Source organism: Aquimonas voraii, from assembly GCF_900101825.1.
GTDB lineage: Bacteria > Pseudomonadota > Gammaproteobacteria > Xanthomonadales > Xanthomonadaceae > Aquimonas > Aquimonas voraii.
This window is the reverse complement of record NZ_FNAG01000013.1, coordinates 32,621-56,558: the sequence shown is the minus strand read 5'-3', so window position 1 is coordinate 56,558 and position 23,938 is coordinate 32,621. Positions and strand designations below refer to the sequence as shown.

At 69.2% G+C, this 23,938-nt stretch carries 21 protein-coding genes; 14 read left to right on the top strand and 7 right to left on the bottom strand.

All coding sequences use genetic code 11. The annotated features are described in order from the left end of the window. Positions 1 to 47: 47 nt before the first annotated feature. The 9 genes from BLP83_RS15505 (at position 48) to BLP83_RS15465 (ending at position 9,592) form a co-directional block, all read left to right on the top strand. Positions 48 to 770, top strand: coding sequence for an HAD family hydrolase (locus BLP83_RS15505; RefSeq protein WP_091244841.1), 723 nt, complete (start codon positions 48 to 50; stop codon positions 768 to 770). Positions 771 to 856: 86 nt separating this feature from the next. Beyond that, positions 857 to 1,612, top strand: coding sequence for a zinc-ribbon and DUF3426 domain-containing protein (locus tag BLP83_RS15500; protein WP_091244838.1), 756 nt, complete (start codon positions 857 to 859; stop codon positions 1,610 to 1,612). A 209-nt stretch (positions 1,613 to 1,821) separates the two neighbouring features. Beyond that, a complete protein-coding gene (locus tag BLP83_RS15495; protein ID WP_091244836.1) occupies positions 1,822 to 2,838 on the top strand; it encodes a GGDEF domain-containing protein in 1,017 nt (338 codons plus the stop codon). Between the two features lie 348 nt (positions 2,839 to 3,186). After that, positions 3,187 to 4,728 carry a 2-isopropylmalate synthase gene (locus tag BLP83_RS15490; RefSeq protein WP_091244833.1) on the top strand — a complete coding sequence of 514 codons (1,542 nt, stop codon included), beginning with the start codon at positions 3,187 to 3,189 and terminating at the stop codon, positions 4,726 to 4,728. Positions 4,729 to 5,020: 292 nt separating this feature from the next. Next, the gene (gene leuC / locus BLP83_RS15485) at positions 5,021 to 6,436 is read left to right on the top strand and encodes a 3-isopropylmalate dehydratase large subunit (RefSeq protein ID WP_091244830.1); all 1,416 of its coding nucleotides are present in this window, start codon (positions 5,021 to 5,023) and stop codon (positions 6,434 to 6,436) included. Then, positions 6,436 to 7,044 carry a 3-isopropylmalate dehydratase small subunit gene (leuD, locus tag BLP83_RS15480; protein ID WP_091244828.1) on the top strand — a complete coding sequence of 203 codons (609 nt, stop codon included), beginning with the start codon at positions 6,436 to 6,438 and terminating at the stop codon, positions 7,042 to 7,044. Before leuC ends, leuD begins: the two co-directional genes overlap by 1 nt. Further along, positions 7,034 to 8,122 carry a 3-isopropylmalate dehydrogenase gene (gene leuB, locus BLP83_RS15475; RefSeq protein WP_091244825.1) on the top strand — a complete coding sequence of 363 codons (1,089 nt, stop codon included), beginning with the start codon at positions 7,034 to 7,036 and terminating at the stop codon, positions 8,120 to 8,122. The genes leuD and leuB overlap by 11 nt, the downstream gene beginning before the upstream one ends. Before the next feature lie 290 nt (positions 8,123 to 8,412). Then, positions 8,413 to 9,009: a DUF998 domain-containing protein gene (locus BLP83_RS15470; protein ID WP_091244823.1), complete on the top strand. Its 597-nt coding sequence runs from the start codon at positions 8,413 to 8,415 to the stop codon at positions 9,007 to 9,009. 178 nt (positions 9,010 to 9,187) lie between these two features. Next, positions 9,188 to 9,592: a hypothetical protein gene (locus BLP83_RS15465; protein WP_091244818.1), complete on the top strand. Its 405-nt coding sequence runs from the start codon at positions 9,188 to 9,190 to the stop codon at positions 9,590 to 9,592. 80 nt (positions 9,593 to 9,672) lie between these two features. Here the strand turns inward: BLP83_RS15465 and BLP83_RS15460 are convergent, their stop codons facing one another. Next, positions 9,673 to 11,037: an AMP-binding protein gene (locus BLP83_RS15460; protein WP_091244815.1), complete on the bottom strand. Its 1,365-nt coding sequence runs from the start codon at positions 11,035 to 11,037 to the stop codon at positions 9,673 to 9,675. Positions 11,038 to 11,354: 317 nt separating this feature from the next. Then, complete coding sequence (locus BLP83_RS15455) at positions 11,355 to 12,617, bottom strand: 6-phosphofructokinase (protein ID WP_091244812.1); 1,263 nt, start codon at positions 12,615 to 12,617, stop codon at positions 11,355 to 11,357. A gap of 154 nt (positions 12,618 to 12,771) precedes the next feature. On the opposite strand from BLP83_RS15455, the gene BLP83_RS15450 reads away from it, so the two are divergent. The 3 genes from BLP83_RS15450 (at position 12,772) to mpl (ending at position 15,324) form a co-directional block, all read left to right on the top strand. Then, the gene (locus BLP83_RS15450; RefSeq protein ID WP_091244810.1) at positions 12,772 to 13,353 is read left to right on the top strand and encodes an adenylate kinase; all 582 of its coding nucleotides are present in this window, start codon (positions 12,772 to 12,774) and stop codon (positions 13,351 to 13,353) included. Positions 13,354 to 13,432: 79 nt separating this feature from the next. Continuing rightward, positions 13,433 to 13,969, top strand: coding sequence for a hypothetical protein (locus BLP83_RS15445; protein ID WP_091244806.1), 537 nt, complete (start codon positions 13,433 to 13,435; stop codon positions 13,967 to 13,969). Beyond that, complete coding sequence (gene mpl / locus BLP83_RS15440) at positions 13,966 to 15,324, top strand: UDP-N-acetylmuramate:L-alanyl-gamma-D-glutamyl-meso-diaminopimelate ligase (RefSeq protein ID WP_091244803.1); 1,359 nt, start codon at positions 13,966 to 13,968, stop codon at positions 15,322 to 15,324. Before BLP83_RS15445 ends, mpl begins: the two co-directional genes overlap by 4 nt. Positions 15,325 to 15,366: 42 nt before the next feature. Here mpl and BLP83_RS15435 read toward each other — a convergent pair whose 3' ends face one another. The 5 genes from BLP83_RS15435 to BLP83_RS15415 form a co-directional block, all read right to left on the bottom strand. After that, positions 15,367 to 16,473, bottom strand: coding sequence for a flavin monoamine oxidase family protein (locus BLP83_RS15435; protein WP_091244800.1), 1,107 nt, complete (start codon positions 16,471 to 16,473; stop codon positions 15,367 to 15,369). Next, positions 16,470 to 17,153, bottom strand: a complete 684-nt coding sequence (locus BLP83_RS15430) for a cupin domain-containing protein (protein ID WP_091244974.1) — start codon at positions 17,151 to 17,153, stop codon at positions 16,470 to 16,472. Before BLP83_RS15430 ends, BLP83_RS15435 begins: the two co-directional genes overlap by 4 nt. Before the next feature lie 156 nt (positions 17,154 to 17,309). Beyond that, the gene (locus BLP83_RS15425) at positions 17,310 to 17,999 is read right to left on the bottom strand and encodes an ABC transporter ATP-binding protein (protein ID WP_091244796.1); all 690 of its coding nucleotides are present in this window, start codon (positions 17,997 to 17,999) and stop codon (positions 17,310 to 17,312) included. A gap of 5 nt (positions 18,000 to 18,004) precedes the next feature. Continuing rightward, positions 18,005 to 19,243 (bottom strand): efflux RND transporter periplasmic adaptor subunit, encoded by a 1,239-nt coding sequence (locus BLP83_RS15420; protein WP_091244792.1) that lies wholly within the window; start codon positions 19,241 to 19,243, stop codon positions 18,005 to 18,007. Positions 19,244 to 19,346: 103 nt separating this feature from the next. Continuing rightward, entirely contained in the window at positions 19,347 to 20,729 is a 1,383-nt protein-coding gene (locus BLP83_RS15415; protein WP_091244789.1) for a leucyl aminopeptidase family protein, read from the bottom strand. 142 nt (positions 20,730 to 20,871) lie between these two features. Here BLP83_RS15415 and BLP83_RS15410 point away from each other — a divergent pair, with 142 nt between their 5' ends. Together BLP83_RS15410 and BLP83_RS15405 are read left to right on the top strand one after the other, a co-directional pair. Beyond that, positions 20,872 to 22,788 (top strand): acyl CoA:acetate/3-ketoacid CoA transferase, encoded by a 1,917-nt coding sequence (locus BLP83_RS15410; RefSeq protein WP_091244785.1) that lies wholly within the window; start codon positions 20,872 to 20,874, stop codon positions 22,786 to 22,788. A gap of 57 nt (positions 22,789 to 22,845) precedes the next feature. Further along, the gene (locus tag BLP83_RS15405; RefSeq protein ID WP_091244781.1) at positions 22,846 to 23,937 is read left to right on the top strand and encodes a TraB/GumN family protein; all 1,092 of its coding nucleotides are present in this window, start codon (positions 22,846 to 22,848) and stop codon (positions 23,935 to 23,937) included. The last annotated feature ends 1 nt before the right edge of the window (position 23,938 follow it).

Below are 23,938 nucleotides of genomic sequence, written 5' to 3'. Positions count from 1 at the left end.
TTGGATTTACAAGCTGCGAGCAGCGCGAACACCTACCGGGGGCTTCGTTGAAATCTTCCTCGTCATTCGAGCTTGTAGGCTTCGACGCCGACGACACGCTGTGGCACAGCGAGATCCACTTCCAACAGGCGCATGCCGAGTTCGAGCGCATCGTCGGCCAGTACGTCGATCTCGCCGATGCCGGCCTGCACCAGCGCATGCTCGACACCGAGCGGCGCAACATCAAGCTGTTCGGCTATGGCGCGAAGGGCATGTGTCTGTCGATGATCGAGACGGCCATCGCGTTGACGCAGGAGCGCGTCAGTGCGGCCGACATCCACCGCTTGCTGGACCTCGGCAAGGGCATTCTCAGCCACCCCGTCGAACTGCTACCGGACGTGCGCGACGCGGTCGAGGCGGCGGCGGAGGTGGCGCCGCTGGTGCTGATCACCAAGGGCGACCTGTTCCACCAGGAGGCCAAGATCCGCCAGTCCGGGCTGGCGGACCTGTTCCCGCGCATCGAGATCGTCTCCGAGAAGGACCCGCAGACCTATGCCCGCGTGCTCGCCGAATGCGAGGTGGCGCCCGTGCGCTTCGCCATGGTCGGCAACTCGCTGCGCTCGGACATCGAGCCGGTGCTTGCGCTCGGTGGCGCGGGCGTGCATGTGCCCTATGCCGTGACCTGGGCGCTGGAGGCCGAGCACGCCGTCGATCCTGCCCATCCGCGCCTGCGCAGCGTGCAGCGCACGGCTGATATCCCGGTCGCGTTGCGTGAGCTCGCTGCGCCCTGAGCCCAAGGCGCTCTTTTCGCGCTAGCCTCTGGCAGGCTTCCCGAATCCCGAATCCCGAATCCCGAATCCCGAATCCCGAATCCCCCATGTACACCCAATGTCCGCACTGCCTGACCGTGCACGCGCTCAACGCCGCGCAGATCGCGCTTGGCCGCGGTGAGCTGGTCTGCGGCGTCTGCGAGAAGCAGTTCAACGGGCTTGAGCGCCTGGCCGACACACCGGCGCAGGCGGCCGCCGGTTACGGTCGCGGCAGTCTGGCGCAGGCGCCGCGCGTGTTGCCGGAGGGCATGGTCGACCCACGCGAACGCTCGCCGGAAGGTGTATCCGCCAGTCCGCAGGCACCGCAGTTCGCATTGCGCCGACGGCGTGCGAAGAGCACGGCCAGCGCTCGCTGGTGGGCCGCGACCGCTCTGCTGGGCCTGCTGCTGACCGGCCAGATCGTGCTGGCCCAGCGCGCCGAGCTGGCGCAGGACCCGGTGTTGCGGCCCTGGCTCCAGCGGCTCTGCGTGGCGATTGGCTGCGATCTGCCTGCCTACGCGGAGCCGGCACGGATCAGCCTGTTGAGTCGCGATGTGAGCCCACATCCTTCGGTGCCGGATGCCCTGCTCATCAGCGCGAGCTTCCGCAACGACGCAGTGTGGCCTCAGGCTTGGCCGGTGCTTGAGATCAGCATGTCAGACCTCGATGGGCGTCTGGTCGCACTGCGTCGTTTCGCTGCTGTGGACTACCTTGGCCAAGCGCCCGAGCGCGATGTGCTCGCGCCCGGCGAATCCGTGCTGATCGAGCTGGAAGTGGTCGATCCTGGAAACCAGGCCATCGCTTTCGAGTTCAGCTTCCTGTAGCCGCCCGCGGGGCCCGGGCTTGTCCTGGGTGACGCGGCGTGGCACACATCGAGCGCAGCGCGTCAGCGCTTGTCGCGCCAGGCGCCGGCCGTTCCCGGATCGTCCCGCTTCGACCAAAGCCCATGACCTGCGGAGCAGGGGCGCGCCAAGTGCGACTGCTACACTCGGTGCGGCCCGTGATGGGCTTTGGACAGTGAGATGCCTCGCCGATGAATCCCCGCCCTCCGGAGACCGAGCTGCCTGCCATCGACGATGAGGCGGGACGCGAAGCCCGTCGGCTGTCGGCGGCCGAGCTCGCGCTGTTCGAGCGCGTAGGCGAGCGTCGAGTGGTCGCCGCTGGAGAGTTGATTTTCCGCCGCGGCGAACTTGGCCGCACCATGTTCGTGGTGGTCGAAGGCGAGGTCGCCCTTGAGTTCGGCGACGGCATGCGTGACAAGCGCATCGGCGCCAGCGAGTTCTTCGGCGAGCTCGCATTCTTCATCGGCAACCATGCCCGCCTGGCAAGCGCGGTCGCCCTCGGGCCCTGCCTGCTGGTGGCGGTGTCCAACGGTGACTTTGACGCCCTGCTCGAGCACGAGCCGGCCATGATCGCCCGTTTCATGCGCCGCAGCTTCGCCTACCTCGTGGCCAGCGAGCAGCAGCTCATCCTGAACCTCAAACGCCGCAACGAAGAACTCCTTCTGACCCTCGACTCGCTGCGCCAGACCCGCACGCGTCTCAACAACGCCGAGACGCTCGTGCAGACGGACGAGCTGACGGGCCTGCGCAATCGCCGCGGCCTCTACGCCCATCTGGACGATATCGAGCACCTGCCGCGGCCGGGCGCACTAGGCCTGCTGCTCGTGGATCTGGACAACTTCAAGACCATCAACGACAGCTTCGGGCACATCATCGGCGACCGCGTGCTCGAAGCCGTGGCCGGCCAGCTGCGCCGCATCGCCGGCGAGTCCGACGTGCCCGCGCGCCTGGGCGGCGACGAGTTCGCCCTGTTGGTGCGGGTTGAGCGCCCCGAAGAGGTCGAGCTGCGCGCCCGCACCCTGGTCGACAGCGTGCGCCTGCTGGCACTGCCGGAACCGCTGCATGCCACCACGCTGACGATCAGCGTCGGCGCCGTGGTCTGCGACCCCGATGCCGGCTGGTCGGTCTGGTACAGCCAAGCGGATCGTCTGCTGTACCGTGCCAAGGCCGAGGGCGGCGACGATTTCCGCTTCCAGGGCGCCGAATGAGGCGCTCAGCCGGTGCCGGGAGCTCGGCTTAGACCATCGCCGCATGCCCTTCGGGCCGGGCTTGACAATTTCGCCGCAGCGCATCAAGACTGCGGCCCATGCCCTCGAAGCCGAGCCCTAGCAGCCTGAACCACGACCGCCTCCCGGCGGCGTCGCTGCTTCTTATCGGCCTTCTTCTTCGACCGCACAGGTGCGGACTCGAACTCTAGGGCGCGTGTAGCAGGCTGAAACCCGAGAATCCGAGAACCCCGCACCGGGAAACCGAGGCGGGGTTTTTCTTTGCCTGCGGTTTGCCAAGCCCCTCGAACGACACCCGACCCTTCGAACTTGAAACCCGCTGGAGCCACCATGAGCCATCGCATCCGCATCTTCGACACCACCCTGCGCGACGGCGAACAGTCGCCAGGCGCCAGCATGGGCCCCGCGCAGAAGAAGGTGATGGCTCGCGCGCTCGCGGAGCTCGGCGTCGACATCATCGAGACCGGCTTCCCGGCGAGCTCGCAGGCCGACCGTGAGTCCGCCGACGCGATTGCGCGGGAGATCGGCCAGCACGTCACGCTGGCTACGCTCTCGCGCTGCGCCGAGGCCGACATCGAGGCCTGCGCGCGCGCCATGGAGAAGGCCCACAAGCCCCGCATCCATGTGTTCATCTCGACGAGCCCGCTGCACCGCAAGTTCAAGCTCGGCCTGAGCGAGCAGCAGGTGATCGATCGCGCCGAAAGCGCGGTGACCTATGCGCGGCGCTACTTCGACGACGTCGAGTTTTCCGCGGAGGACGCGATCCGCACCGAGTTCGAGGTGCTGGTCAAAGCCTTCGGTGCGGCCGCCCGCGCGGGAGCGACCACGCTCAACGTGCCCGACACCGTCGGCTACACCACGCCCGAGGAGATCCGCAGCCTTTTCGAACGCCTGCGCGCGGCGGTGCCCGGCGATCATCTGATCTGGAGCGCGCACTGCCACAACGACCTCGGCCTGGCCGTGGCCAACTCACTGGCGGCCATCGAGGGCGGCGCGCGCCAGGTCGAGTGCACCGTGAACGGGATCGGCGAACGCGCCGGCAACTGTGCAGTGGAAGAACTGGTGATGGCTCTGCGCGTACGCCAAGGCTTCTACAACGCCGATACCGGCATCCGCAGTGAACGACTGGTGCCGACCTCGCGCCTGCTGCAGCGCCTGACCGGGATGATGGTCCAGCGCAACAAGGCCATCGTCGGCGTCAACGCCTTTGCACACGAGGCCGGCATCCACCAGCACGGCATGCTCAAGAACCGCGAGACCTACGAAATCATGCGGCCCGAGGACGTGGGCTGGCCGAAGTCCGAACTGGTGCTGGGTCGCCACAGCGGCCGCGCGGCCCTGAGCGAGCGCCTGCGCGCGCTGGGCTTTGTATTCGAAGACGATGAGTTCGAGCACGTCTTCGCCAACTTCAAGGCGCTGACCGAAACCCAGCGCGTGGTCGGCGACCGTGACCTGGAGCAGCTGATTCTGGGCGCCACCGCCAGCGCCGGACAGGGCTATCGACTGGCTTCGATGCGCATCTCGGATGCCGGCGGACAGGCGCGCGCCGAGGTCGAACTGTCGGACCCTGAAGGCAACCATGTGGCCGAGAGTGCCGACAGCGACGGCCCGGTCGCGGCCCTGTTCGCGGCCATGGCTGCGGCGACCGGCATTGAGCTGAAGCTGGAGAGTTACCAGGTGCACAGCATCGGCATGGGCGCCCAGGCCCGCGGCGAGGCCAGCCTCTCGGTCAGCTACGAGGACGAGGAATACACCGGCGTCGGCGTCAGCCGCGACATCATCGAGGCCAGCGCACTGGCCTGGCTGGACGTCGCCAACCGTTTGCTGCGCAAGCGTGAGATCGCGCCTACCGCTGCGACGGCATCGGCTTGATCGAGGCTGAGCTTTTAGCCCCTCTCCCCTGGTGGGAGAGGGGTTGGGGAGAGGGGGCAATGCTCGCCGCAAGCTTCCTACCCCTATCCCCCAGCCCACCTTCGCTTCGCTCGGGCTCCGGACAGCGTCGGCTGCCACCGGCAGCCGACAAACGCTCTCCTCCGCTTCCCTCAAGGGGAGAGGGGAGCTGAGCTGGCTCCGATCGAGTAATCGCAGCGTGCTCTTTCGAATCCCGAATCCCGAATCCCGAATCCCGAATCCCGAATCCCCAACAACGAATCCCGGCCCTCCAATGCCCCGCACCCTCTTCGAAAAACTCTGGGACGCCCACGTCGTCGTCCCTGAAACCGAGTCCGCGCCCGCGGTGCTCTACATCGACCTGCATCTGCTGCATGAGGTCACCACCCCGCAGGCCTTCTCCGAGCTGGAGTCACGCGGCCTGTCGCCGCGCTGCCCCGAGCGCTGCATGGCGACCCTGGACCACAGCACGCCAACCTTGCCGGCCGATGCGAACGGTCGATTGCCCTATGCGACTGCGGCCTCTGAAAAACAGGTCGACCAGCTGCGCGCGAACTGCGCGCGCCACGGCATCGAACTGTTCGACATGGGCGACGCCCGCCGCGGCATCGTGCATGTGGTCGCGCCCGAGCTGGGCCTGACCCGGCCGGGTATGACCATCGTCTGCGGTGACAGCCACACCAGCACGCACGGCGCCTTCGGCGCGATGGCGTTTGGCATCGGCACCAGCGAGGTCGGCCACGTGCTGGCGACGCAGTGCCTGCTGCAGCGCAAGCCCAAGACCATGGCGATCGAGGTCGAGGGCGAGCTGGCGCCAGGCGTCAGCGCCAAGGACGTGATCCTGCACGTGATCGGCGTCATCGGCGTCAACGGCGGCACCGGCTACGCGCTGGAGTACCGCGGCTCGGCGATCCGCGCGATGGACATGGAAGCGCGCATGACCCTGTGCAACATGTCGATCGAGGCCGGCGCGCGCTGCGGCATGGTCGCGCCCGATGCCACGACCTTCGAATGGCTGCGTCGCGCTGCGCGCGCGCCCAAGGGCGCGGCCTTCGAGGCGGCGATGATCGAATGGTCGAAGTTCGTGAGTGACACCGACGCCCAGTTCGACCGCGTGGTCCGCATCGATGCCGCCGACATCCGCCCGACCCTGACCTGGGGCACCCATCCGGGTACCGCGATCGCAGTCGATGCCGTGGTGCCGGAGCCGGCTGACGCAAGCGCCCGCAAGGGGCTCGACTACATGGGCTTCGAGGCGGGCTTCGGTCTGGTCGGTCAGCCGGTCGACGTGGTCTTCGTCGGCAGCTGCACCAACGGACGCCTCGCCGATCTGCGCGATGTCGCGAAGATCCTGCGCGGCCGGCGCGTGCATCCGCGCGTGCGCATGCTGGTGGTGGCGGGCTCCGAGAAGGTCAAGCGCGAAGCCGAGGCCGAAGGCATCGACGCGATCGTGCGCGCCGCCGGCGCCGAGTGGCGCGAGCCCGGCTGCTCGATGTGCATCGCCATGAACGGCGACATCGTCGCGCCTGGCCAGCTCGCGGTCAGCACCAGCAACCGCAACTTCGAGGGCCGGCAAGGGCAGGGCGCGCGCACCGTGCTGGCCTCGCCGCTGTCGGCCGCGGCCGCTGCGGTCGCCGGGCGCATCGCCGATCCGCGCGAATTCCTCACCGCCACCGCCGAGGTCGCCTGATGAGCTCCATCACCCACATCCGCAGCCGCGCCGTGGTGCTGCGCGGCGAGAACATCGATACCGACCAGATCATTCCGGCGCGGTTTCTTTCCACCACCACCCGCGCGGGCCTCGGCCAGCACGCTTTCAGCGACTGGCGCAAGGATCCCGACTTCGCCTTCAACCAGCCAGCGAACGCCGGGCGGCAGATCCTGATCGCCGGTCGCAACTTCGGCTGCGGCAGCTCGCGCGAGCACGCGCCCTGGGCGCTGTCCGACCTGGGCCTGAAGGCCGTCGTCAGCAGCCAGATCGCCGACATCTTCCGCAACAACGCGCTCAAGAACGGGCTGGTCCCGATCGTGTTGGAGGAAGCGATCGTGCAGCACCTGATGCAGCAGGCGGACGGCGAGTTCGCCATCGACATCGCCGCCTGCACGCTGACCACCCCGCAGGGACAGGTGCACCGCTTCCCGCTGGATGCCTTCGCGCGCACCTGTCTGCTGGAGGGCGTGGACGAGCTCGGCTACCTGCTCGCCCGCGAGGCCGCGATCAGCGCCTTCGAATCCGCCCGCACTCGCGATTTCTCCCTGCCCACGCCTGCCACAGAGGACGCTGTCCATGCGCGCTGAGATCGTTCTGCTGCCGGGCGACGGCATTGGCCCCGAAGTGACTGCCGCCGCGGTCGAGGTGTTGAAGCGCGTCGCCACGCGCCACGGCCACGACTTCCACTTCAGCACGCACCTGATTGGCGGTGCCGCCATTGACGCCACGGGCGAACCGCTGCCTCCAGCGACGCTCGCCGCCTGCCGCAAGGCGGATGCGATCCTGCTGGGCGCGGTGGGTGGACCGAAGTGGTCGGATCCGAAAGCCAAGGTGCGACCCGAACAGGGCCTGCTGGCGATCCGCCAGGCGCTGGGCCTGTACGCCAACCTGCGGCCGGTGACCCCGCATCCGGCGGTGCTCGACCGCGCGCCGATCAAGCCGCATCTCTTGAGCGGCGTCGACCTCCTGGTGGTGCGCGAACTGACCGGTGGCATCTACTTCGGCGAGCGCACCCGCAGCGAGCACGGGGCTTCCGACCTCTGCGTCTACTCGGTCGCCGAGATCGAGCGGGTGATCCGCCGCGCCTTCGGCTTCGCCCGCGCGCGCCGTGGCTACCTGGTCAGCGTCGACAAGGCCAACGTGCTGGAGACCTCGCGGCTGTGGCGCGAAGTCGCCACGCGGATCGGTGCGGAGGAGTTCCCCGACGTGCGCCTTGAGCACCAGCTGGTCGACTCCATGGCCATGCACCTGATCGCGCGTCCGCGCGAGTACGACGTCATCGTCACCGAGAACATGTTCGGCGACATCCTCACCGACGAGGCCTCGATGCTGGCCGGCTCGCTGGGCCTGCTGCCCAGTGCTTCGCTGGGCGAAGGCCGTCGCGGCATCTATGAGCCGATCCACGGCAGCGCGCCCGACATCGCCGGCCGCGGCATCGCCAACCCGATCGCGACGATCCTGAGTGCGGCGATGCTGCTGCGGCATTCGCTGGGCCTGGAAGACGAAGCCCGCGAAATCGAACGGGCGGTCAGCGAAACGTTGGATGCGAAGGTGTTCAGCGCCGACATTGCCGGCGGCGAGCGCGCCCACTCGACGCAGGAAGTCGCCCACGCCGTGCTGGAGCGCCTGCCCGAGCGGCATCCGGCAGTGGCGATGCGTGATTGAGCTTGAGCGGGTAGTCGGGAATAGGAAATCGGGATTCGCAGTTGATTCTGGCGGGCGAGCATCGCGAGCTTGGGCTTGCGACCATGCGCATCGGATAGGGCGGGCCCTGGCCCACCGTGAGCTCCACGCCTGCCCCGGTCAGTAGTGGTGCTTGCGGGGCGTGGCTCGAAAGACCGCACGAACGGCCAGTCAGGCCGCGCGTACCATGAGCTGCGCGCCGTTGGAGCGGGTCAGCCCGTGCCCCGAGCCTTGGCCTCACGCCACCCGCTTCCCTCTTCTTCGCTCTGTCCATGACCCGAACCCTCGCCCTGCTCGGCCCGTTCGTCTTTCTGTTCACTGCCATGACCGTGCAGGCCCTGCATCCGGGCTACGACTGGGTGCAGGCGCCGCTGTCTTTCTATCTGTCCGGGCCGCACGGCCTCTGGCTGCAGACGGCCTATGCCTTCCTCGCCGCGGCGATCTCGGCGCAGGCCTGGCTGAGCTGGCGTGGTGAACGTTCCGGCGCCCTGAACACGGTGGCCCTGCTGCTGTTCTTCGGCGGTGCGATCGCGCTGGTGGTCACCGCCGTCTTTCCCGGCGGCTCGCCGGCCGGTGCCGTGCCACCGCTCGAGCATCGGCTGCACGTGTTGAGCGCGCTGCTGGCCTTCGGTCTGACCGGGATGGGGCTACTGCTGCGCGGCGCCCTCGACTGGGCGCGCGGCGAGCGTCTGTTCCTGCCGCTGGCGCTGCTCGCCGTCGGCTGCCTGCTGCTGCATGTGTTCGTTCGCGATTTGCCGCGTGGGGTCAGCCAGAAGTTGACGATCCTCCTGTACCTGCTGTGGCTCGGGCTGCATGGATGGAGGGTGCCGCGTGCTTCCGTATCTGTCCCGGTGCGAGCCGCTGATTGAGCGGTGCCGGGTGGCACGGTGACCCCGCACTGCCGCGGACGCATTCGGCACGCGCCCAAGGCCCGCAGCGATGGGGCGCGGAAACACCAGGCGTCCTGCCTTGTGGCCTCTTCACTGTTTGGCCACACTTGCGAAGACCGCTGCCTGCGGCACGTCCCATGACCACGGAGTTCGACCCATGCACTTTTCGCGTCGCTATCTGCTGATCCTGCTGCCTTTGCTTCTGCTGCTGATGGGGGCGCGTCAGGCGCCGCTGACCGACCCCGACCCGATCGCCGTCCCCGCCGGACTGGAGCTCAAGACCATCGAGCGCGAGATCAAGCGCGCGCTGATCGGCCGTGGTTGGACAGTCACCGCCGAGTCTGCGGGCCAGATCGATTCCACCCTGAACGTGCGCGCCCATACCGCTCGCGTGCGCATCACCTACGATGCGCAGCGCGTGGCGCTGGCCTATGTCTCCAGCGACAATCTGGCCTACGAGGAAAAGCGCGGCGAGCGCTACATCCACAAGAACTATGCGAGCTGGGTGAACAACGTCCTCACCGATCTTTCCCGCGGCCTGCAGATGGCGGCGATCGAGTAGTCGGTCGGACACGTCTGGAAGGATCGCGAGCCCGGCCTTGGGTGGTCGGGCTCGCTTCGTCTCTGCAGCTCGCCTGCGGCTCAGGGACCGCGCAGCGCCTCCAGCAGGGCGGCCCGCGGCAGCTTGCCGGTGGCGTTGCGGGGCAGGGCGGCGACGCGCTTCAAGGGCCGCGGCAGGTAGACCGGGTCGACCACGTCGCGCAGCGCCGCGAGTACGGCAGCCTCGTCGAGATCGGGTGCAACCACGAGTGCGGCCACGCGCTGCACCGGCCCCGCGCTGTCGGGCAGGAAGACCACGCCGTCGTGCACGCCGGGAATGGCCAGCAGCCGACGCGTGAGCTCGCCCAGTGAGGCGCGCTTGCCGGCAATCTCCAGCAGGTCCGCGGCGCGGCCGGCCAGGCGGAAGCGGCCCTGCGGGAGGAGTTCGATCAGATCCTGCAGCAAGACGGGCGCTGCCAGCCAGTCGGCGGAGATCTGAGCGCCGTCGGGGCGCGGCTGGATGTCGACGTCCGCGTAGGTGGTCCAGGCGTCCTCGCGGGCGGTCTGCCGATGGGCGATGACGCAGGTCTCGGTGCTGCCGTAGAACTCGAGCACGCGGCCACCGCTGGCCGCCTCCGCCGCGGCAGCGAGGTCAACGGGCAGGGGCGCCGTAGCGCTGACGATGGCTGCAATGGGAGGCAGCGAGAGGCCTGATTCAATCAACGCGCGCAGGTGCACCGGCGTGGTCACCAGCACCCGGGGCGTTTCCAGTTCGTTCAAGGCGCGCACGATATCGGCCGGAAAGAAGGGCCGCGCCGGATGGATCGGAAAACCGCCCAGCAGCGGCAGCAGCACCGAGGTTTCCATGCCGTACATGTGCTGGGCGGGCACGGTGGCCAGGATCTGCGCCTCGGCGCCCGCGACTTGACGCAGCAGCGCGGCGTTCAAGGCCGTGCTGCGGCCGAAGCTGCCCCAGCGCTTGGGCTGGGCCTTGGGCGGGCCGGAGCTGCCCGAGGTGAAGCCGATCACGGCCAGGCTTTCTGCCGGCAGCTGCGGCAGCTCGATCGGTCCCGGCCATTCGTGTAATTGAGCCGGCAGGTCGGTGTAGCGCGGTGGCCGGCGTTCCAGCGCACAGCCGTTCAAGCCGTCATCGCCGATGCAGTGCGCTTCGGGGTAGCGCTCCAGCATTTCCAGGATCACGCTCGGCGCGCGCGAGGGCGGCAGCAGTGTCGGCTGGCCGCGCAGCAGGGCGGCGGTCAGGGTCAGGATGAAGCGATAGCGGTCTTCACACAGGTTGAGGCAATGGCTGCCGGCCGGCAGCCCCTCGGCCAGCGCGCGGGCCTGGCGCAGGAAACGCTCCAGCGAGACGGGAGCCGCGTCGCCCACGGCGAAGCGGCGGTCGAGCGGCCCGCAGGCGAGTGGAAGCAAGGCGTTGGCAAGGCTGGGATCGCTGGGAACGGCCGACATGCAGTGAAGAACGCGTTACGAGGCCGCCAAGGCTCCCTGAAAACGCGAGGGGACTCAAGAGAGCCGGGATTGGGGATTCGGGATTCGGGATTCGAAAGGGCAAAGGCCGAAGCCGCGCCCTGCGCCGCCGCCGTCCGTCATGGCAGGAGTCGGATCTGGATTCCAAGGGTCCTTAACGACGACGGGCTGCGCAAGGCAGCCCGTCGAGCAAAACCCGGTGACCCGGTCAGGTCAGAGCGCGCCTTCGAATCCAGCGACGCTCTTGCGAATCCCGAATCCCGAATCCCGAATCCCGAATCCCGAATCCCCAATCCCAGCTACTTATCAGCAATCGAATACGCCGGCAGCTTCTTCGGCACCCGCACGTTCTTCAGGGTGACGTAGCGCGGCAGGCCGTCCTTGCCGAACGGCGGGAAGGCCTCGCCCTGGATCAGCGGGGCCAGATACTTGCGGCAGGCCTCGGTGATGCCGTAGCCGTCGCGGCGGATGAAGTTCTTCGGCATCTTCTTTTCGTGGTTGGCGACCTTGGCCAGCGGTGCCGGCTCGATCTTCCAGCGATAGGGCGCGTCGCTCAGGCGCTTGATGACGGGCATCACCGCGTTCTTGCCGGCCAGCGCGTATTCGACCGCGGCGCGACCGACGGCCTGGGCCTGCTCCCAGTCGGTCTTGGACGCCAGATGGCGCGCCGAACGCTGCAGGTAGTCGGGCACCGCCCAGTGATACTTGTAGCCGAGCTTGTCCTTCACCAGCGCGGCGATGGTGGGCCCCACACCGCCCAGCTGGCTGTGGCCGAAGGCGTCCTTGCCGCCGGCTTCGGCGACGAAGCGGCCGTCCGGATGGCTGAGGCCCTCGCTGACCACCACCGTGCAGTAGCCGATCTTCTCGACCGTGGCTTTCACCTTGGCCAGGAACTTCGCTTCGTCAAACGCGATTTCCGGGAACAGGATGATCTGCGGCGGATCGTTCTCCTCGCGCTGGGCGAGGCCGGCGGCGGCGGCGATCCAGCCGGCGTGGCGGCCCATCACCTCCATCACGAAGACCTTGGTCGAGCTCTCGGCCATCGAGATGACATCGAGGCTGGCTTCCATCACCGAGACGGCCGTGTACTTGGCCACCGAGCCGAAGCCCGGGCAGCAGTCGGTGACCGCGAGGTCGTTGTCGACCGTCTTCGGCACGCCGATGCAGGTCATCGGGTAATCGAAGGTCTTGGCGATCTGCGACAGCTTGTGTGCGGTATCCGCGCTGTCGTTGCCGCCGTTGTAGAGGAAGTAACGGATGTCATGCGCGCGGAACACGTCGATCAGGCGCTCGTACTGCGCGCGGTTTTCCTCCAGCCCCTTGAGCTTGAAGCGGCAGCTGCCGAAGGCGCCGCCGGGCGTGTGGGCGAGGTCGCGCAGGGCGGCTGCGGATTCCTTGCTGGTGTCGATCAGGTCCTCGCGCAGGGCGCCGATGATGCCGTTCTTCGCGGCCAGCACCTTGACCTTGTGCTTGCGTGCGGTCTCGATGACGGCGGCGGCAGTGGCGTTGATGACCGACGTCACGCCACCGGACTGTGCGTACAGCAGTTTTCCCTGGCTCATGCGGGTAAGGGCTCCGACCAAAGTGTTGAATTGACTCTACCCGGGGCAGCGGTTACGTTGCCGGCGACCGCGCGAACCGGGGCCTTCGAGGCCCGCAAGTCTAGCCGCCCCGACCCCGCCGCGCCCCAAGTTTTCCACCACTTCCGGATCTCCCATGCGACTCGTACTTCTCGGTGCGCCCGGCTCGGGCAAGGGCACGCAGGCCACGCGCCTCAAGGAACAGCTGGGCGTGCCGCACATCTCCACCGGCGATCTGCTGCGCGCCGCCGTCGCCGCCGGCACTCCGTTGGGCCTGCAGGCCAAGGCGGTGATGGAGCGCGGCGAGCTGGTCTCGGACGAGATCGTGCTGGGCATGCTGGAGGAGCGCTTCAGCCAGCCCGACATCGCCCGCGGCTTCATTCTCGATGGCTACCCGCGCAACCTCGCCCAGGCCAGCGCGCTGGACGCCCTGCTGCATCGCCTCAACCTGCCCGTCGACGTCGCCGTGCAGCTGGATGTCAGCACCGAGCTGCTGGTCCAGCGCATCGCCGGCCGTGCGCAGGCGGAAGGGCGCGCCGACGACACCCCCGAAGCGGTGGCCAACCGCCTGCGCGTGTACTCCGACCAGACCGCGCCGGTCATCAACTACTACCGCGAGCGCGGCCGCCTGGTCTGCGTCTACGGCGTGGGCGCGATGGAGGAAGTCTCCGAGCGCATCCTCGCCGCGATCCGCGGTGCCACCGCCGACGAGGCCTGATCCCGCTGCACGCGGTCGGCACGAAGACGCATCTGCCGCGTGATCGCGGCGGGCGCGTCGGAGGCATGAGGTTCCCGGCGTGAATTCCCTGCTCGCGCGTCTCGTCGCCATCGCCCTGCTGCGCGGCGGTCCGCAGGACCTGCCCTTCGATGCGCGCCTGCTGACGCGCCTGCTGGTCGCGTGGGCGCTGCTTCAGCTGTTCGCCCAGTACGTCCTGTTCGAGGGCCGGGGCGGCCTGCTGCAGTTGCCGGTGGCGCTGGCCTTCCTGCTGCTGCCCATCCATGGCCTGCTGCGGCTGCGCGGCAGGCCCGAGCGTTTCCTGCAGACCGCCACCGCCTTCGTCGGCTGCAGCCTGCTGTTCGGCCTCGCCGTGCTGCTGGTGATGCTGGGCGCCGATCCCGCACCCGCTGCGGGCGAGCCTGCGCCTCAGCCCTCGACGCTGCAGGCTCTGCTGGGGCTGGTCTGGCTGCTCCTCACCGCCTGGAAGCTGGCCGTCGACGCGCATATTTGGCGGCAGGCGCTGGAATTCCCGCCGCCGCTGGCGATCGCCACCAGCCTCACCCTGTTCCTCGCCGAGATCGCCGTGCTGAGCCGTCTCGCCGGAGCCACTGAATGAAACTGCACATCCTCGGCATCTGCGGCACCTTCATGGGCGGCGTTGCTGCACTCGCGCGCGAGCTCGGCCATGCGGTCGAAGGCTCGGACCAGAACGTCTACCCGCCGATGAGCACCCAGCTCGAAGCCTTGGGTATCGCGCTCGCCAGCGGTTACCGGCCTGAACATATCGGCGCGGACGTCGACCAGGTGGTGGTCGGCAATGCGCTCTCCCGCGGCAACCCGGCGGTCGAGGCCGTGCTCGATGCCGGTCGCGACTACCGCTCCGGCGCGCAGTGGCTGGCCGAGCAGGTGCTGCGCGGTCGCCGCGTGCTGGCGGTGGCAGGCACCCACGGCAAGACGACCACCAGTTCGCTGCTGGCCTATCTGCTCGACTGCGCGGGTGCCGAGCCCGGGTTTCTGATCGGCGGCGTCCCCGAGAACTTCGGCGTGTCCGCGCGGATCGGCGCGAGCCCGGCCTTCGTCGTCGAGGCCGATGAATACGACACGGCGTTCTTCGACAAGCGCTCGAAGTTCGTGCACTACCGGCCCGAGATCGCGATCCTCAACAACCTCGAATACGACCACGCCGACATCTTTCCCGACCTCGCCGCGATCCAGCGCCAGTTCCACCATCTGGTGCGTACGGTGCCCGGGCGCGGCCGGCTGATCGTCAACGCCGAGGACGCAGCACTCGCCGAAGTGCTGTCGATGGGCTGCTGGACGCCGGTGACGCGCTTCGGCATCGACGTCGCGACCGACTGGCAGGCGCGCCTCCTGAAGCCCGACGGCAGCGCCTTCGTCGTGCTGCACGGTGGTGAGTCGGTGGGCGAGGTGCGCTGGAACCTGCTCGGTCGGCACAACGTGATGAACGCGCTGGCGGCGCTGGCGGCGGTCGAGGCCTACGGCTTCGACGTGCGCCCGCTGCTGCCCACGCTGGGCGGCTTCGTGTCGGTCAAGCGGCGCATGCAGAGACTCGGCAGCCCGCAGGACATCTGCGTCTACGACGATTTCGCCCATCACCCCACGGCGATCCGCACCACGCTGGCCGGTCTGCGCGCCCAGGTCGGCAGCGCCCGCATCCTGGTCGCCATTGAACCGCGCAGCAATTCAATGCGCTTGGGCGCGCACGCCGCCGAGCTCGCGCCCTCGCTTGGCGATGCCGACGCCGTGGTCTTCCTGCGTCGGCCGGAGCTGCCCTGGGATGCGGCGTCCGTGGTGGGCGCCCTGCGCGGTGACGGCCATGCGGTGCCAACCGTCGATGCCCTGCTTGATCAGCTCGCCGCGCTCGCGCGGCCGGGCGACCACGTCGTGTTCATGTCGAACGGCGGCTTCGAGGGCGCGCCGCGGCGGATGGTGGAGCGGCTGGGGGCTTGAGACCTGCCGCGTGTGTGGGGGGCTTGGCCCGGGCGCAGCGTGTCAAGGTGCCTGCGCAAGCAGCATCGACACGGCCGTTTCCGCGGCCTCGACTGCACCGGCCAGGTAGCCGGGAAACGACACTGACCACTCGCTGCCGATGCCGATGAGTCGCGAGGCCCAGGGAAGACCCCGAGCCATGCTCTCGGGCGCTTCGGCGTGATGCGCAGCGCCGTCGAGATCGGCCGCATCGGCGGTCAGCGGGTCGGCGGCCCAGTCTTTGAAGAACTCGGCGACGGGTCGGGCCGCAGGCTCGCCGAACAGCCGAGTCAGCTGGCCGCGGCAAGCGGCGCGCAGCGCGGCCTCCGGCGCCTCGCGGCGCGCGCGCGCGGGAACCCCGAGAAAGCCGAACAGGGCGGCATCGCCGCCGGGCAGGCTGGCGTCGTGGATCTCGGCCATCGGCCCGAGGGCGCTCTGCGCCGTGCCGCAGAGCCCTTGTTCGCGCCAGAACGGCGCGTCGAACACCGCGATGTATTTGGCATGGGGCGCCATCCAGGTCGGGGTGGCGCGCCAGCTGGCAAGCAGGCCTGCCGGCAGGGCCGGTTTGAAGTCGATGCAGCGCGCGGCGAGTCGCGGCGGCAGGGCCAACAGCGCGTGCTCCGCACGCCACGCATCCACGCCACCGTCGGCCCATTCGACCGCGAGTTCGAGCGCTGGATCCTGCGCTTCGATGCGCCGCACGCGCGCGCCGAGGTGCAGGCGCGCGGGGTCGATGCGTTCTCGCAGGGCATCGACGAGCGCCGCCATGCCGCCGGCGAGGCGCATCGAGCCCGCCATGCCGATCGATCCGGCATAGCGCTGTGCGGGGCGACCGGGTGCGCGTTCAACCAGCACATCACCGGCATGGTGCTGTTCGAACACGGGCACGCCGAGGGGGCGTACCAGTGCGGCGAGGTCGGGCTGATGCGCAGGCCAGAACCAGGTCGGACCGAGATCGACGCGGCTCGCGGCGGGCGCATCCTCTCGACTGTGCAGTGACAGGATCCGGCCACCGACGCGCTCGCGGGCTTCCAGCACCACGTAATCCTCGATCCCCGCCCGCTGCAGCCGCCAGGCGGCGTAAAGACCCGCCAAGCCGGCGCCGACGATCACCACGCGGGCGCGGTTCATGCTTCGTGTGCGCCTGTTTCATACGCGTGCTGCGGGCCGCCGAGCGCGCCGAGCTTGAGGTACAGGCACGCGCCCTCGCCGTCAGTCACCGGCTCAGCGTGTTCGCCGGCGGGCAGGCGCAGCCAGCTGCCGGCGGCGAGCACGCGACCCTGCCACTGCAGGCGGCCTTCGAGCACCAGCATCTCGGCTCCTTCGACGGCGCCGTCCAGCACCCTCTGCCCGGGTGCCAGGCGCAGCAGGCAGACCTGCTCGAAGACGTCGCCGTAGAGCGGGCAGACGGTGCCCTGCGCCTGCCAGCGCTGTGGGTCGCGCGTGTCGACGCGCACCTCGGCGCTCTGCGTAGGATGCATCTGCCACAGCTTCACGAAGATCCGCGCGCCTTCGACGCTGTAGGGGCGATGCGCCGAGCCCGGCGGATTGCGCAGGTAGGTGCCCGCAGGGAAGTCCTCGCCGTCGGCCGAGAAAACGCCCTCCAGCACCAGGATCTCCTCGCCGCCCGGGTGCGCGTGTGGCGCGAACTGCGAGCGCGGCGCATAGCGCACCAGGCTGGTGGCGCGCGCCTTCTCCTCGCCGATGCGGTCGAGCATGACCCGTTCGACGCCGGCCTGCGGCGACGGGATCCAGCGCTGCTCTTCGACGGCGACGCAGGCGGGGACTTGGAAATCGGCGTGGATGCGCACGGTGGGACCCTCGGAAATCACGACGCGGCGGGGCGCATCGCTGCGAGCTTGGTGCGCGCAGGGAACCCGCCGATGCCTTGGAAACGCTGGCCGCGGCGAGCCGGCGCTGGCGGCTCCCGCCAGGCTGCACGCGGTGACCGGCCTGCAAGCGCGCGGCTACTCGCCGCTGACCAGCGTGCCCTTGTCGAGGTGCACGGTGCGTCGTGCGTACTCGGCGGCCTTGGGATCGTGGGTGACCATGATGATGGTCTTGCCGAATTCGCTGTTGAGCCGCTGCAGCAGGCGCAGCACCTCGTCGGCGGTCTTGCGGTCGAGATCGCCCGTGGGCTCGTCGCAGATCAGCAGCCGCGGATCGGAAACCAGGGCGCGGGCAATCGCCACGCGCTGCTGCTGGCCGCCGGACAGCTCGTTCGGCTTGTGCCCGCCGCGGTCGGACAGCCCCACCAGCTGCAGGGCGATACGCGCGCGTCTGGTGCGTTCGGCCGCGCCGAAGTCGGTCAGCAGCAGGGGCAGCTCGACGTTCTTCTGTGCTGAGAGCACCGGCATCAGGTTGTAGCTCTGGAAGATGAAGCCGACCGTGCTCGCCCGCCACGCCGCGAGCTCGTCCGCCGTGTAGTCCTCGATGCGTTCGCCGCCGACGCGGAGCACGCCCGAGCTCGGCGAATCGATGCCGCCGATGAGATTCAGCAGGGTCGTCTTGCCCGAGCCGGACGGACCCATGAGCGCGACGAAGTCGCCTTCTGCGATGTCGAGGTTGATGCCATGCAGCACCTCGACCCGTTGGCTGCCGCGCACATAGGCCTTGGTGAGCTGGCGGATCTGGACCAGCGGGGTGGAGGTGGCCACGGGCGTCAGCGGCTCGTCTTCGGGGTCACGCGGACGCCGTCCTGCAGGTTTTCGGGCGGCGACAGCACCAGGGTTTCGCCGCCGCTTAAGCCCGCCAGCACGCGACGCTCGCCGTTGGCGGTCTCGCCCAGCTGCAGTTCGACCCGGCGCACGGTGTTGTCCGCGCCCAGCACGAAGGCATGGCCGGCAGTGCCTTCGCCCGCGACTACCGCGCGCTCCGGTACCAGCGCGCCGCTGGGCGGTGCCGCGTTCGGGTCGGGGCGCTTCTCCAGGAAGCTCACGCGCACGCCCATGTCGGGCACGATCCGCGCATCGCGGCTGTCGAGCGCGATGCGCACCTTGACCGTGGCCTTGCTGCGGTCGGCGGCGGGCACGATGGCGATGACGCTGCCGGGGATCTTCCAGTCGGGGTAGGCGTTCAGCACGGCGTCGACCGGCATGCCGGGCTGCACGCGACCGATGTAGGCCTCGTTGACGTCGACGTTCACCTCCAGCGAATCCATGTCGACCACGGTGCCGATGCCGGTGCGGGTGAAGCCGCCGCCGGCCGACAGCGGCGAGACCATCTCGCCGGGCTGGGCGGCCTTGGCGATGATGACGCCGCTGAACGGTGCCCGCACTTCGGTGTTGGCGAGGTTGAGTTCAGCCACCGCGACCTGTTCGGCGGCGACTTCGGTCGCGCGCTGCAGCGAGGCCAGGCGCGCGGCGCGCGCATCGCGATCGCTTTGTGCCTGCTCCAGCGCGGCGTCCGAGGTGAGCTTGCGGGCGGCCAGTTCCTGCTGGCGCTTGAGCGTGCTTTCGGCCAGCGCCAGCAGCGAACGCGCCTCGGCGAGCTGCGACTGGCTGGACGCCAGCTGGGCACGCGCCAGCTCGAGCTGGGCGGCGGCATCGATCGGATCGAGCCGCGCCATGAGTTCGCCTTCGGTCACGCGCTGGCCTTCCTCGATCAGCACCTCCAGCACGCGGCCGGTGACCTTGGACGAGACCGTGGCAATGCGACGGGCGGTGACGAAGCCCGAGGCATCCAGCAGCGAGGTCGGTCCGGCTTCGGCGGCGCTGCGGGCGCTGCCGGTCTCGACCTCGATCGGGCGCATCGCGCGCAGGGCGAAGAAGCCGATCACGAGTGCGACCAGCACCAGCAGCCAGAGCGGCAGGCGGCGCTTGCGCTTGCCTCGCCCACCTTCACCGCGCGGAATGCGCAGGGCTTCCAGCAGGGCATCGGAGCGTTGGGCGTCCTGGCTCATGGGGTGGGTCCGTTAGGGAAAGAGTTGGGGGTTCGGAGCGGCCAGTGTGAGGCATCGGTCCAGCGGCGCGCAGGCTGCGCCGCAGGCCGCCAAGCCGATGTGTTCAACGCCGGTAGCGCTGCTCCAGGAAGGCCCAAGCCGCGCGCAGGCCCTGCGCCTCGCCGCCGGCCGGGCGCCCGGGGCGGTCGCTGTCGTTCCAGCTGTAGACGTCGACGTGGGTCCAGGCCTGCTCGGCGGCGACGAAGCGGTCGAGGTAGAGCGCTGCCGTGATGCAGCCGGCCATGCGCGAAGGCCCGGCATTGGCGAAATCAGCGATGCCCGACTTGAGATAGCTCATGTAGGGCCGCCACAGCGGCATGCGCCAGAGCGGATCGCTCTGCGCCTCGCCGGCGGCGAGGTAGTCGTTGGCGATGTCGTCGCGGTTGGCGAACAGCGCCGGCAGGTCCGGACCGAGCGCGATGCGGGCGGCACCCGTCAGCGTGGCGAAGTCCATGATCAGGTCGGGCTTGCCCTCGCCGGCATAGGTCAGGGCATCGCAGAGGACCACCCGGCCTTCGGCATCGGTGTTGTCGATCTCGACCGACAGGCCGGCACGCGTGCCGATCACCTCGCCCGGCCGATAGGCATCGGCGGCGACCGCGTTTTCGACCGCCGGGATCAGCAGCTGCAGGCGCACCGGCAGCTGCTGCGCCATCACCAGCTGAGCCAGCGCCAGCGCATGCGCGGCACCGCCCATGTCCTTCTTCATGTTGCGCATGCCGTCGGCGGGCTTCATGTCGAGGCCGCCGGTGTCGAAGCACACGCCCTTGCCGACGATGGCCAGGCGCGGATGGCTGGCGTCGCCCCAGTTCAGCTCGATCAGGCGCGGCGCGCGATGGCTGGCGCGGCCGACCGCGTGGATGGCCGGGAAACGCTCGCTGATCAGGGCTTCGCCGACGATGCTGTTGAACTGCGCGCCGTGCGCCTGGGCGAGCGTACGCGCGGCCTGTTCCAGCTGTTCGGGGCCCATCTGTTCGGTCGGGGTATTGATCAGGTCACGCGTCAGCAGGCTGGCGCGCAGCAGGGCGACCGCCTTGGCCAACGCCGGATCTTCAAGATCGACGGCCAGCCGTGCGGCAGCGCGCGCTGGTTTGCGGTAGCGGCTGAACTGGTACGCGCCCAAGCCCCAGCCAACCACGGCCGCCCCACGCTCGATCTGCAGGCCGCGTGCGTCGAGGGTATAGGTGCCCTCGGGCAGGGTCAGCGGCAGGCCGGCCAGCGCCCAGGGGTCGTCGTCGCGCACTACGCCAACCAGCACCGCCGCCAGGCCGCCATGGCCCTCGGGCAAGGTCAGGTGGCTGCCCGGAACGCCGCGAAAGCCGTGAGCCTGCGCCCAGCGCCGCGCCGGTTCCCCCAACGTGTCGAGCAGGGTATCCAGACTGGATTCGGTACACAGGATCAGGGGGCAGGCATGGGCGGCCTCGGCCGCGGTGCTGAAACCGTTCATTCGGGCCTCCGCTACAGGTCAGCGCGCAATGCTAGCAGGCCGCCGTCGGCGGACCGTGTGCGGGTTTCCCGAAGGTCCGATACGTCTGCCGGGCGACTTTGCCTATGCTGGTCGACGTCATCACGTCTTTCGCGAGAGCCGCATGCAGCGCAGGGCCAAGGGCAAGATCGTCAGCGCCGCCGAAGCGGTCGCCCTGATCCACGACGGCGACACCGTTGCTACCGGCGGCTTCGTCGGCATTGGTTTTGCCGAGAACCTGGCGATCGCGCTGCAGCGGCGTTTTCGTGAGACCGCCGCGCCGCGTGACCTCACCCTCGTCTACGCGGCGGGACAAGGCGATGGTCGCCAGCGCGGTTTGAACCATCTGGCTGAACCCGGCCTGCTGCGTGCGGTGATCGGTGGCCATTGGGGGCTGGTCCCCGCGCTGCAGAAGCTCGCCCTCGACGGCGCCATCGAGGCCTGGAATCTGCCGCAGGGGGTGATCTCGCACCTGTTCCGCGACATCGCCGCTGGCCGGCCGGGGCATCTGACCCGGGTGGGTCTCGGTACGTTCGTCGATCCACGACAGGGGGGCGGCCGAATCAACGAGCGCAGCACGAGCGAGCGCGTGCGTCTCTTGCCGATCGAGGGTGAGGAGTACCTGTTCTATCCGGCCTTCCCGATCGATGTCGCGCTGCTCCGCGGCACCACGGCCGATCCCGAGGGCAACATCACGTTCGAGCGCGAGGCGCTGACGCTGGAGAGCCTGTCGATCGCGATGGCGGCGCGCAATTCCGGCGGCGTGGTGATCGTGCAGGTCGAGCGCATCGCCGAGAGCCACAGCCTGAACCCGCGGCAGGTGAAGATTCCCGGCGTGCTGGTCGACTGCGTGGTGCTGGCCGAGCGTCCTGAGCTGCATCCGCAGACCTTCGCCGAGGCTTACAGCCCGGCCTTCGCCGGCGAGATCCGGGTTCCGCTGGAGCGCATCGCGCCGCTGCCGCCCGGCGCGCGCAAGGTCATCGCCCGTCGCGCGGCGCTGGAGCTGCCGCCGAATGCCGTGGTCAATCTCGGTATCGGCATGCCCGAGGGCGTGGCCGCAGTCGCGGCCGAGGAGGGCGTGCTCGACCTGATCACGCTGACTGCCGAGCCCGGCGTGATCGGCGGCATGCCCGCTTCGGGGCTCAATTTCGGCGCGGCAGTCAACGCACAGGCGATCATCGACCAGCCCTACCAGTTCGACTTCTATGACGGTGGCGGGCTGGACGTCGCGGTACTGGGTCTGGCCCAGGCCGATGCCGAGGGCAACGTCAACGTCAGCCGCTTCGGCTCGCGTCTGGCGGGCGCGGGCGGCTTCATCAACATCAGCCAGTCGGCGCGCAGGCTGGTCTTCGTGGGCAGCTTCCTGAGCCCGGCGGGCGAGGGCCGGCCCAGTGCCCGCAAGTTCGTGCGGGCGGTGGAGCAGGTCACCTTCAGCGCCGCGCAGGCCTGCCGCAGAGGCCAGCAGGTGCTCTACGTCACCGAGCGCTGCGTGTTCGAGCTGGGCGAGCGCGGCCTGCGCCTGATCGAGCTCGCGCCGGGGCTGGACCTGCAGTGCGACGTGCTGGCGCAGATGGACTTCGTGCCGGACATCGCCGAGCCGCTGGGGCTGATGGACGAAGCCCTGTTCGGTGAGGCCGCACTCGGCCTGCGGCAGCGACTCCTGGCCCTGCCTCTGCCGGCGCGGCTGCAGCTGGATGCGGGGCGCGACCTGCTGTTCATCAACTTCGAGCACTACCGCATCGCCCGGCCCGAGGACATCGATGCCGTCGAGCATGCGGTGACCGCCCTGCTGCAGCCCCATGGGCGGCGCGTGAGTGCGGTGGTCAACTACGATCACTTCGCGATCGCGCCCGAGCTTGAGAGCGCCTGGGCCGACATGGTCGGGCGGCTGGAGGCGCTCTGGTACGGCGATGTGCGCCGCTACAGCACCTCGGCCTTCCTGCGCGCCAAGCTCGGGCAGGCACTCAAGCAGCGCGGGCTGGCGCCGCACATCTATGTCAGCGAAGCCGAGGCCTTGAGCCATCTGGGTGAGGGGCAGTGAAGCTCGCGCCCGCGTGCTTCACATCCGCAGGCAACACGCGCGGGATAGGCTTGCGGCATGTTGCCTTGGCCCACTCCCACCCACGCCGCGCGTGCTGCACTGTTCGCCCTGCTCTTGGCCGGCGGGGTCGGCGTGTTTGCGCAGGAGGTGCCGCCGACGCCCGCGCCCGAGCCTGAGCCCGCGCGTGAGCTGGAGACCGTTGAAGTCATCGCCGAAGTCACCGGCCCCGGTCTGTGGGAGCTGCGCCGCGATGGCCGCGTGGTCTGGGTCCTGGGGGTCCAGTCGCCCCTGCCGAAGCGCTTCCGCTGGGAGTCACCGGAGCTCGACGCCCGACTGGCCGAGTCCAGCCTGCTGATCGCGCCGCCCGGTTTCGATCTGAAGGGTGTCAACCGCTTCAACGCGGTGTTCCTGCTGCCGAGCCTGATCCGCGCGCGCCGTGACCCGGAAGGCCTGAGCCTGGCCCAGCGCGTGCCGCCCGAGCAGCACGCGCGCTGGCTGGTGCTCAAGGACAAGTACTTTCCGCGCAAGCGCGGCACCGAGAAGTGGCGGCCGCTGATCGCTGCGCTCGAGCTCTACAGCGAAGCCATGGAAGACGTGGGCCTGAGCTATCGCCGCCAAGTCTGGGATGCGGTCGAGCGCAAGGCGCGGCGGCAGCGCATCGAGATCCTTCGGCCCGAGCTGGTGATCGAGGCCGGCCGGCCGCGCGAGCTGATCCGCAGCTTCGCCGACAACACGCTGGATGATCTTGAGTGCTTCGAGCGCACGCTGGATCGGCTGGAGGCCGACCTCGCCGACATGGCCGAGCGCGCCGAAGCCTGGGCGGTGGGCGATGTCGCCGCCCTGCGCGAGCTGCCCTTCCGCGATCAGGCCCAGGCCTGCCGCGATGCGTTTCTCAAGGCGCAGTTCGCCGAAGACCGGGGCCTGGATGAGATTCCGCAGCGCCTGCGCGCGCTGTGGATTGAATCGGTGGAGTCAGCGCTCGCATCGAATGCGAGCAGCGTGGCCGTTCTCGATATCGCCCTGCTGCTCGACCCCGAGCTCGGCATGTTCGAGGCCCTGCGCGCGCGCGGCATCGAGGTGGTGGAGCCCGATGCCGGGGTGGCGCTGGAGGATGCGCCTGCGGCTGAACTGTCGGCAACCTTGCGCTGAT

Excerpts from the sequence above, each read along its gene's own strand:
- BLP83_RS15500 (WP_091244838.1), top strand. The coding sequence starts at position 857 with ATGTACACCCAATGTCCGCACTGCCTGACCGTGCACGCGCTCAACGCC.
- BLP83_RS15495 (WP_091244836.1), top strand. The coding sequence starts at position 1,822 with ATGAATCCCCGCCCTCCGGAGACCGAGCTGCCTGCCATCGACGATGAG.
- BLP83_RS15490 (WP_091244833.1), top strand. The coding sequence starts at position 3,187 with ATGAGCCATCGCATCCGCATCTTCGACACCACCCTGCGCGACGGCGAA.
- leuC (WP_091244830.1), top strand. The coding sequence starts at position 5,021 with ATGCCCCGCACCCTCTTCGAAAAACTCTGGGACGCCCACGTCGTCGTC.
- leuD (WP_091244828.1), top strand. The coding sequence starts at position 6,436 with ATGAGCTCCATCACCCACATCCGCAGCCGCGCCGTGGTGCTGCGCGGC.
- leuB (WP_091244825.1), top strand. The coding sequence starts at position 7,034 with ATGCGCGCTGAGATCGTTCTGCTGCCGGGCGACGGCATTGGCCCCGAA.
- BLP83_RS15470 (WP_091244823.1), top strand. The coding sequence starts at position 8,413 with ATGACCCGAACCCTCGCCCTGCTCGGCCCGTTCGTCTTTCTGTTCACT.
- BLP83_RS15465 (WP_091244818.1), top strand. The coding sequence starts at position 9,188 with ATGCACTTTTCGCGTCGCTATCTGCTGATCCTGCTGCCTTTGCTTCTG.
- BLP83_RS15460 (WP_091244815.1), bottom strand. The coding sequence starts at position 11,037 with ATGTCGGCCGTTCCCAGCGATCCCAGCCTTGCCAACGCCTTGCTTCCA.
- BLP83_RS15455 (WP_091244812.1), bottom strand. The coding sequence starts at position 12,617 with ATGAGCCAGGGAAAACTGCTGTACGCACAGTCCGGTGGCGTGACGTCG.
- BLP83_RS15450 (WP_091244810.1), top strand. The coding sequence starts at position 12,772 with ATGCGACTCGTACTTCTCGGTGCGCCCGGCTCGGGCAAGGGCACGCAG.
- mpl (WP_091244803.1), top strand. The coding sequence starts at position 13,966 with ATGAAACTGCACATCCTCGGCATCTGCGGCACCTTCATGGGCGGCGTT.
- BLP83_RS15435 (WP_091244800.1), bottom strand. The coding sequence starts at position 16,473 with ATGAACCGCGCCCGCGTGGTGATCGTCGGCGCCGGCTTGGCGGGTCTT.
- BLP83_RS15420 (WP_091244792.1), bottom strand. The coding sequence starts at position 19,243 with ATGAGCCAGGACGCCCAACGCTCCGATGCCCTGCTGGAAGCCCTGCGC.
- BLP83_RS15415 (WP_091244789.1), bottom strand. The coding sequence starts at position 20,729 with ATGAACGGTTTCAGCACCGCGGCCGAGGCCGCCCATGCCTGCCCCCTG.
- BLP83_RS15410 (WP_091244785.1), top strand. The coding sequence starts at position 20,872 with ATGCAGCGCAGGGCCAAGGGCAAGATCGTCAGCGCCGCCGAAGCGGTC.
- BLP83_RS15405 (WP_091244781.1), top strand. The coding sequence starts at position 22,846 with ATGTTGCCTTGGCCCACTCCCACCCACGCCGCGCGTGCTGCACTGTTC.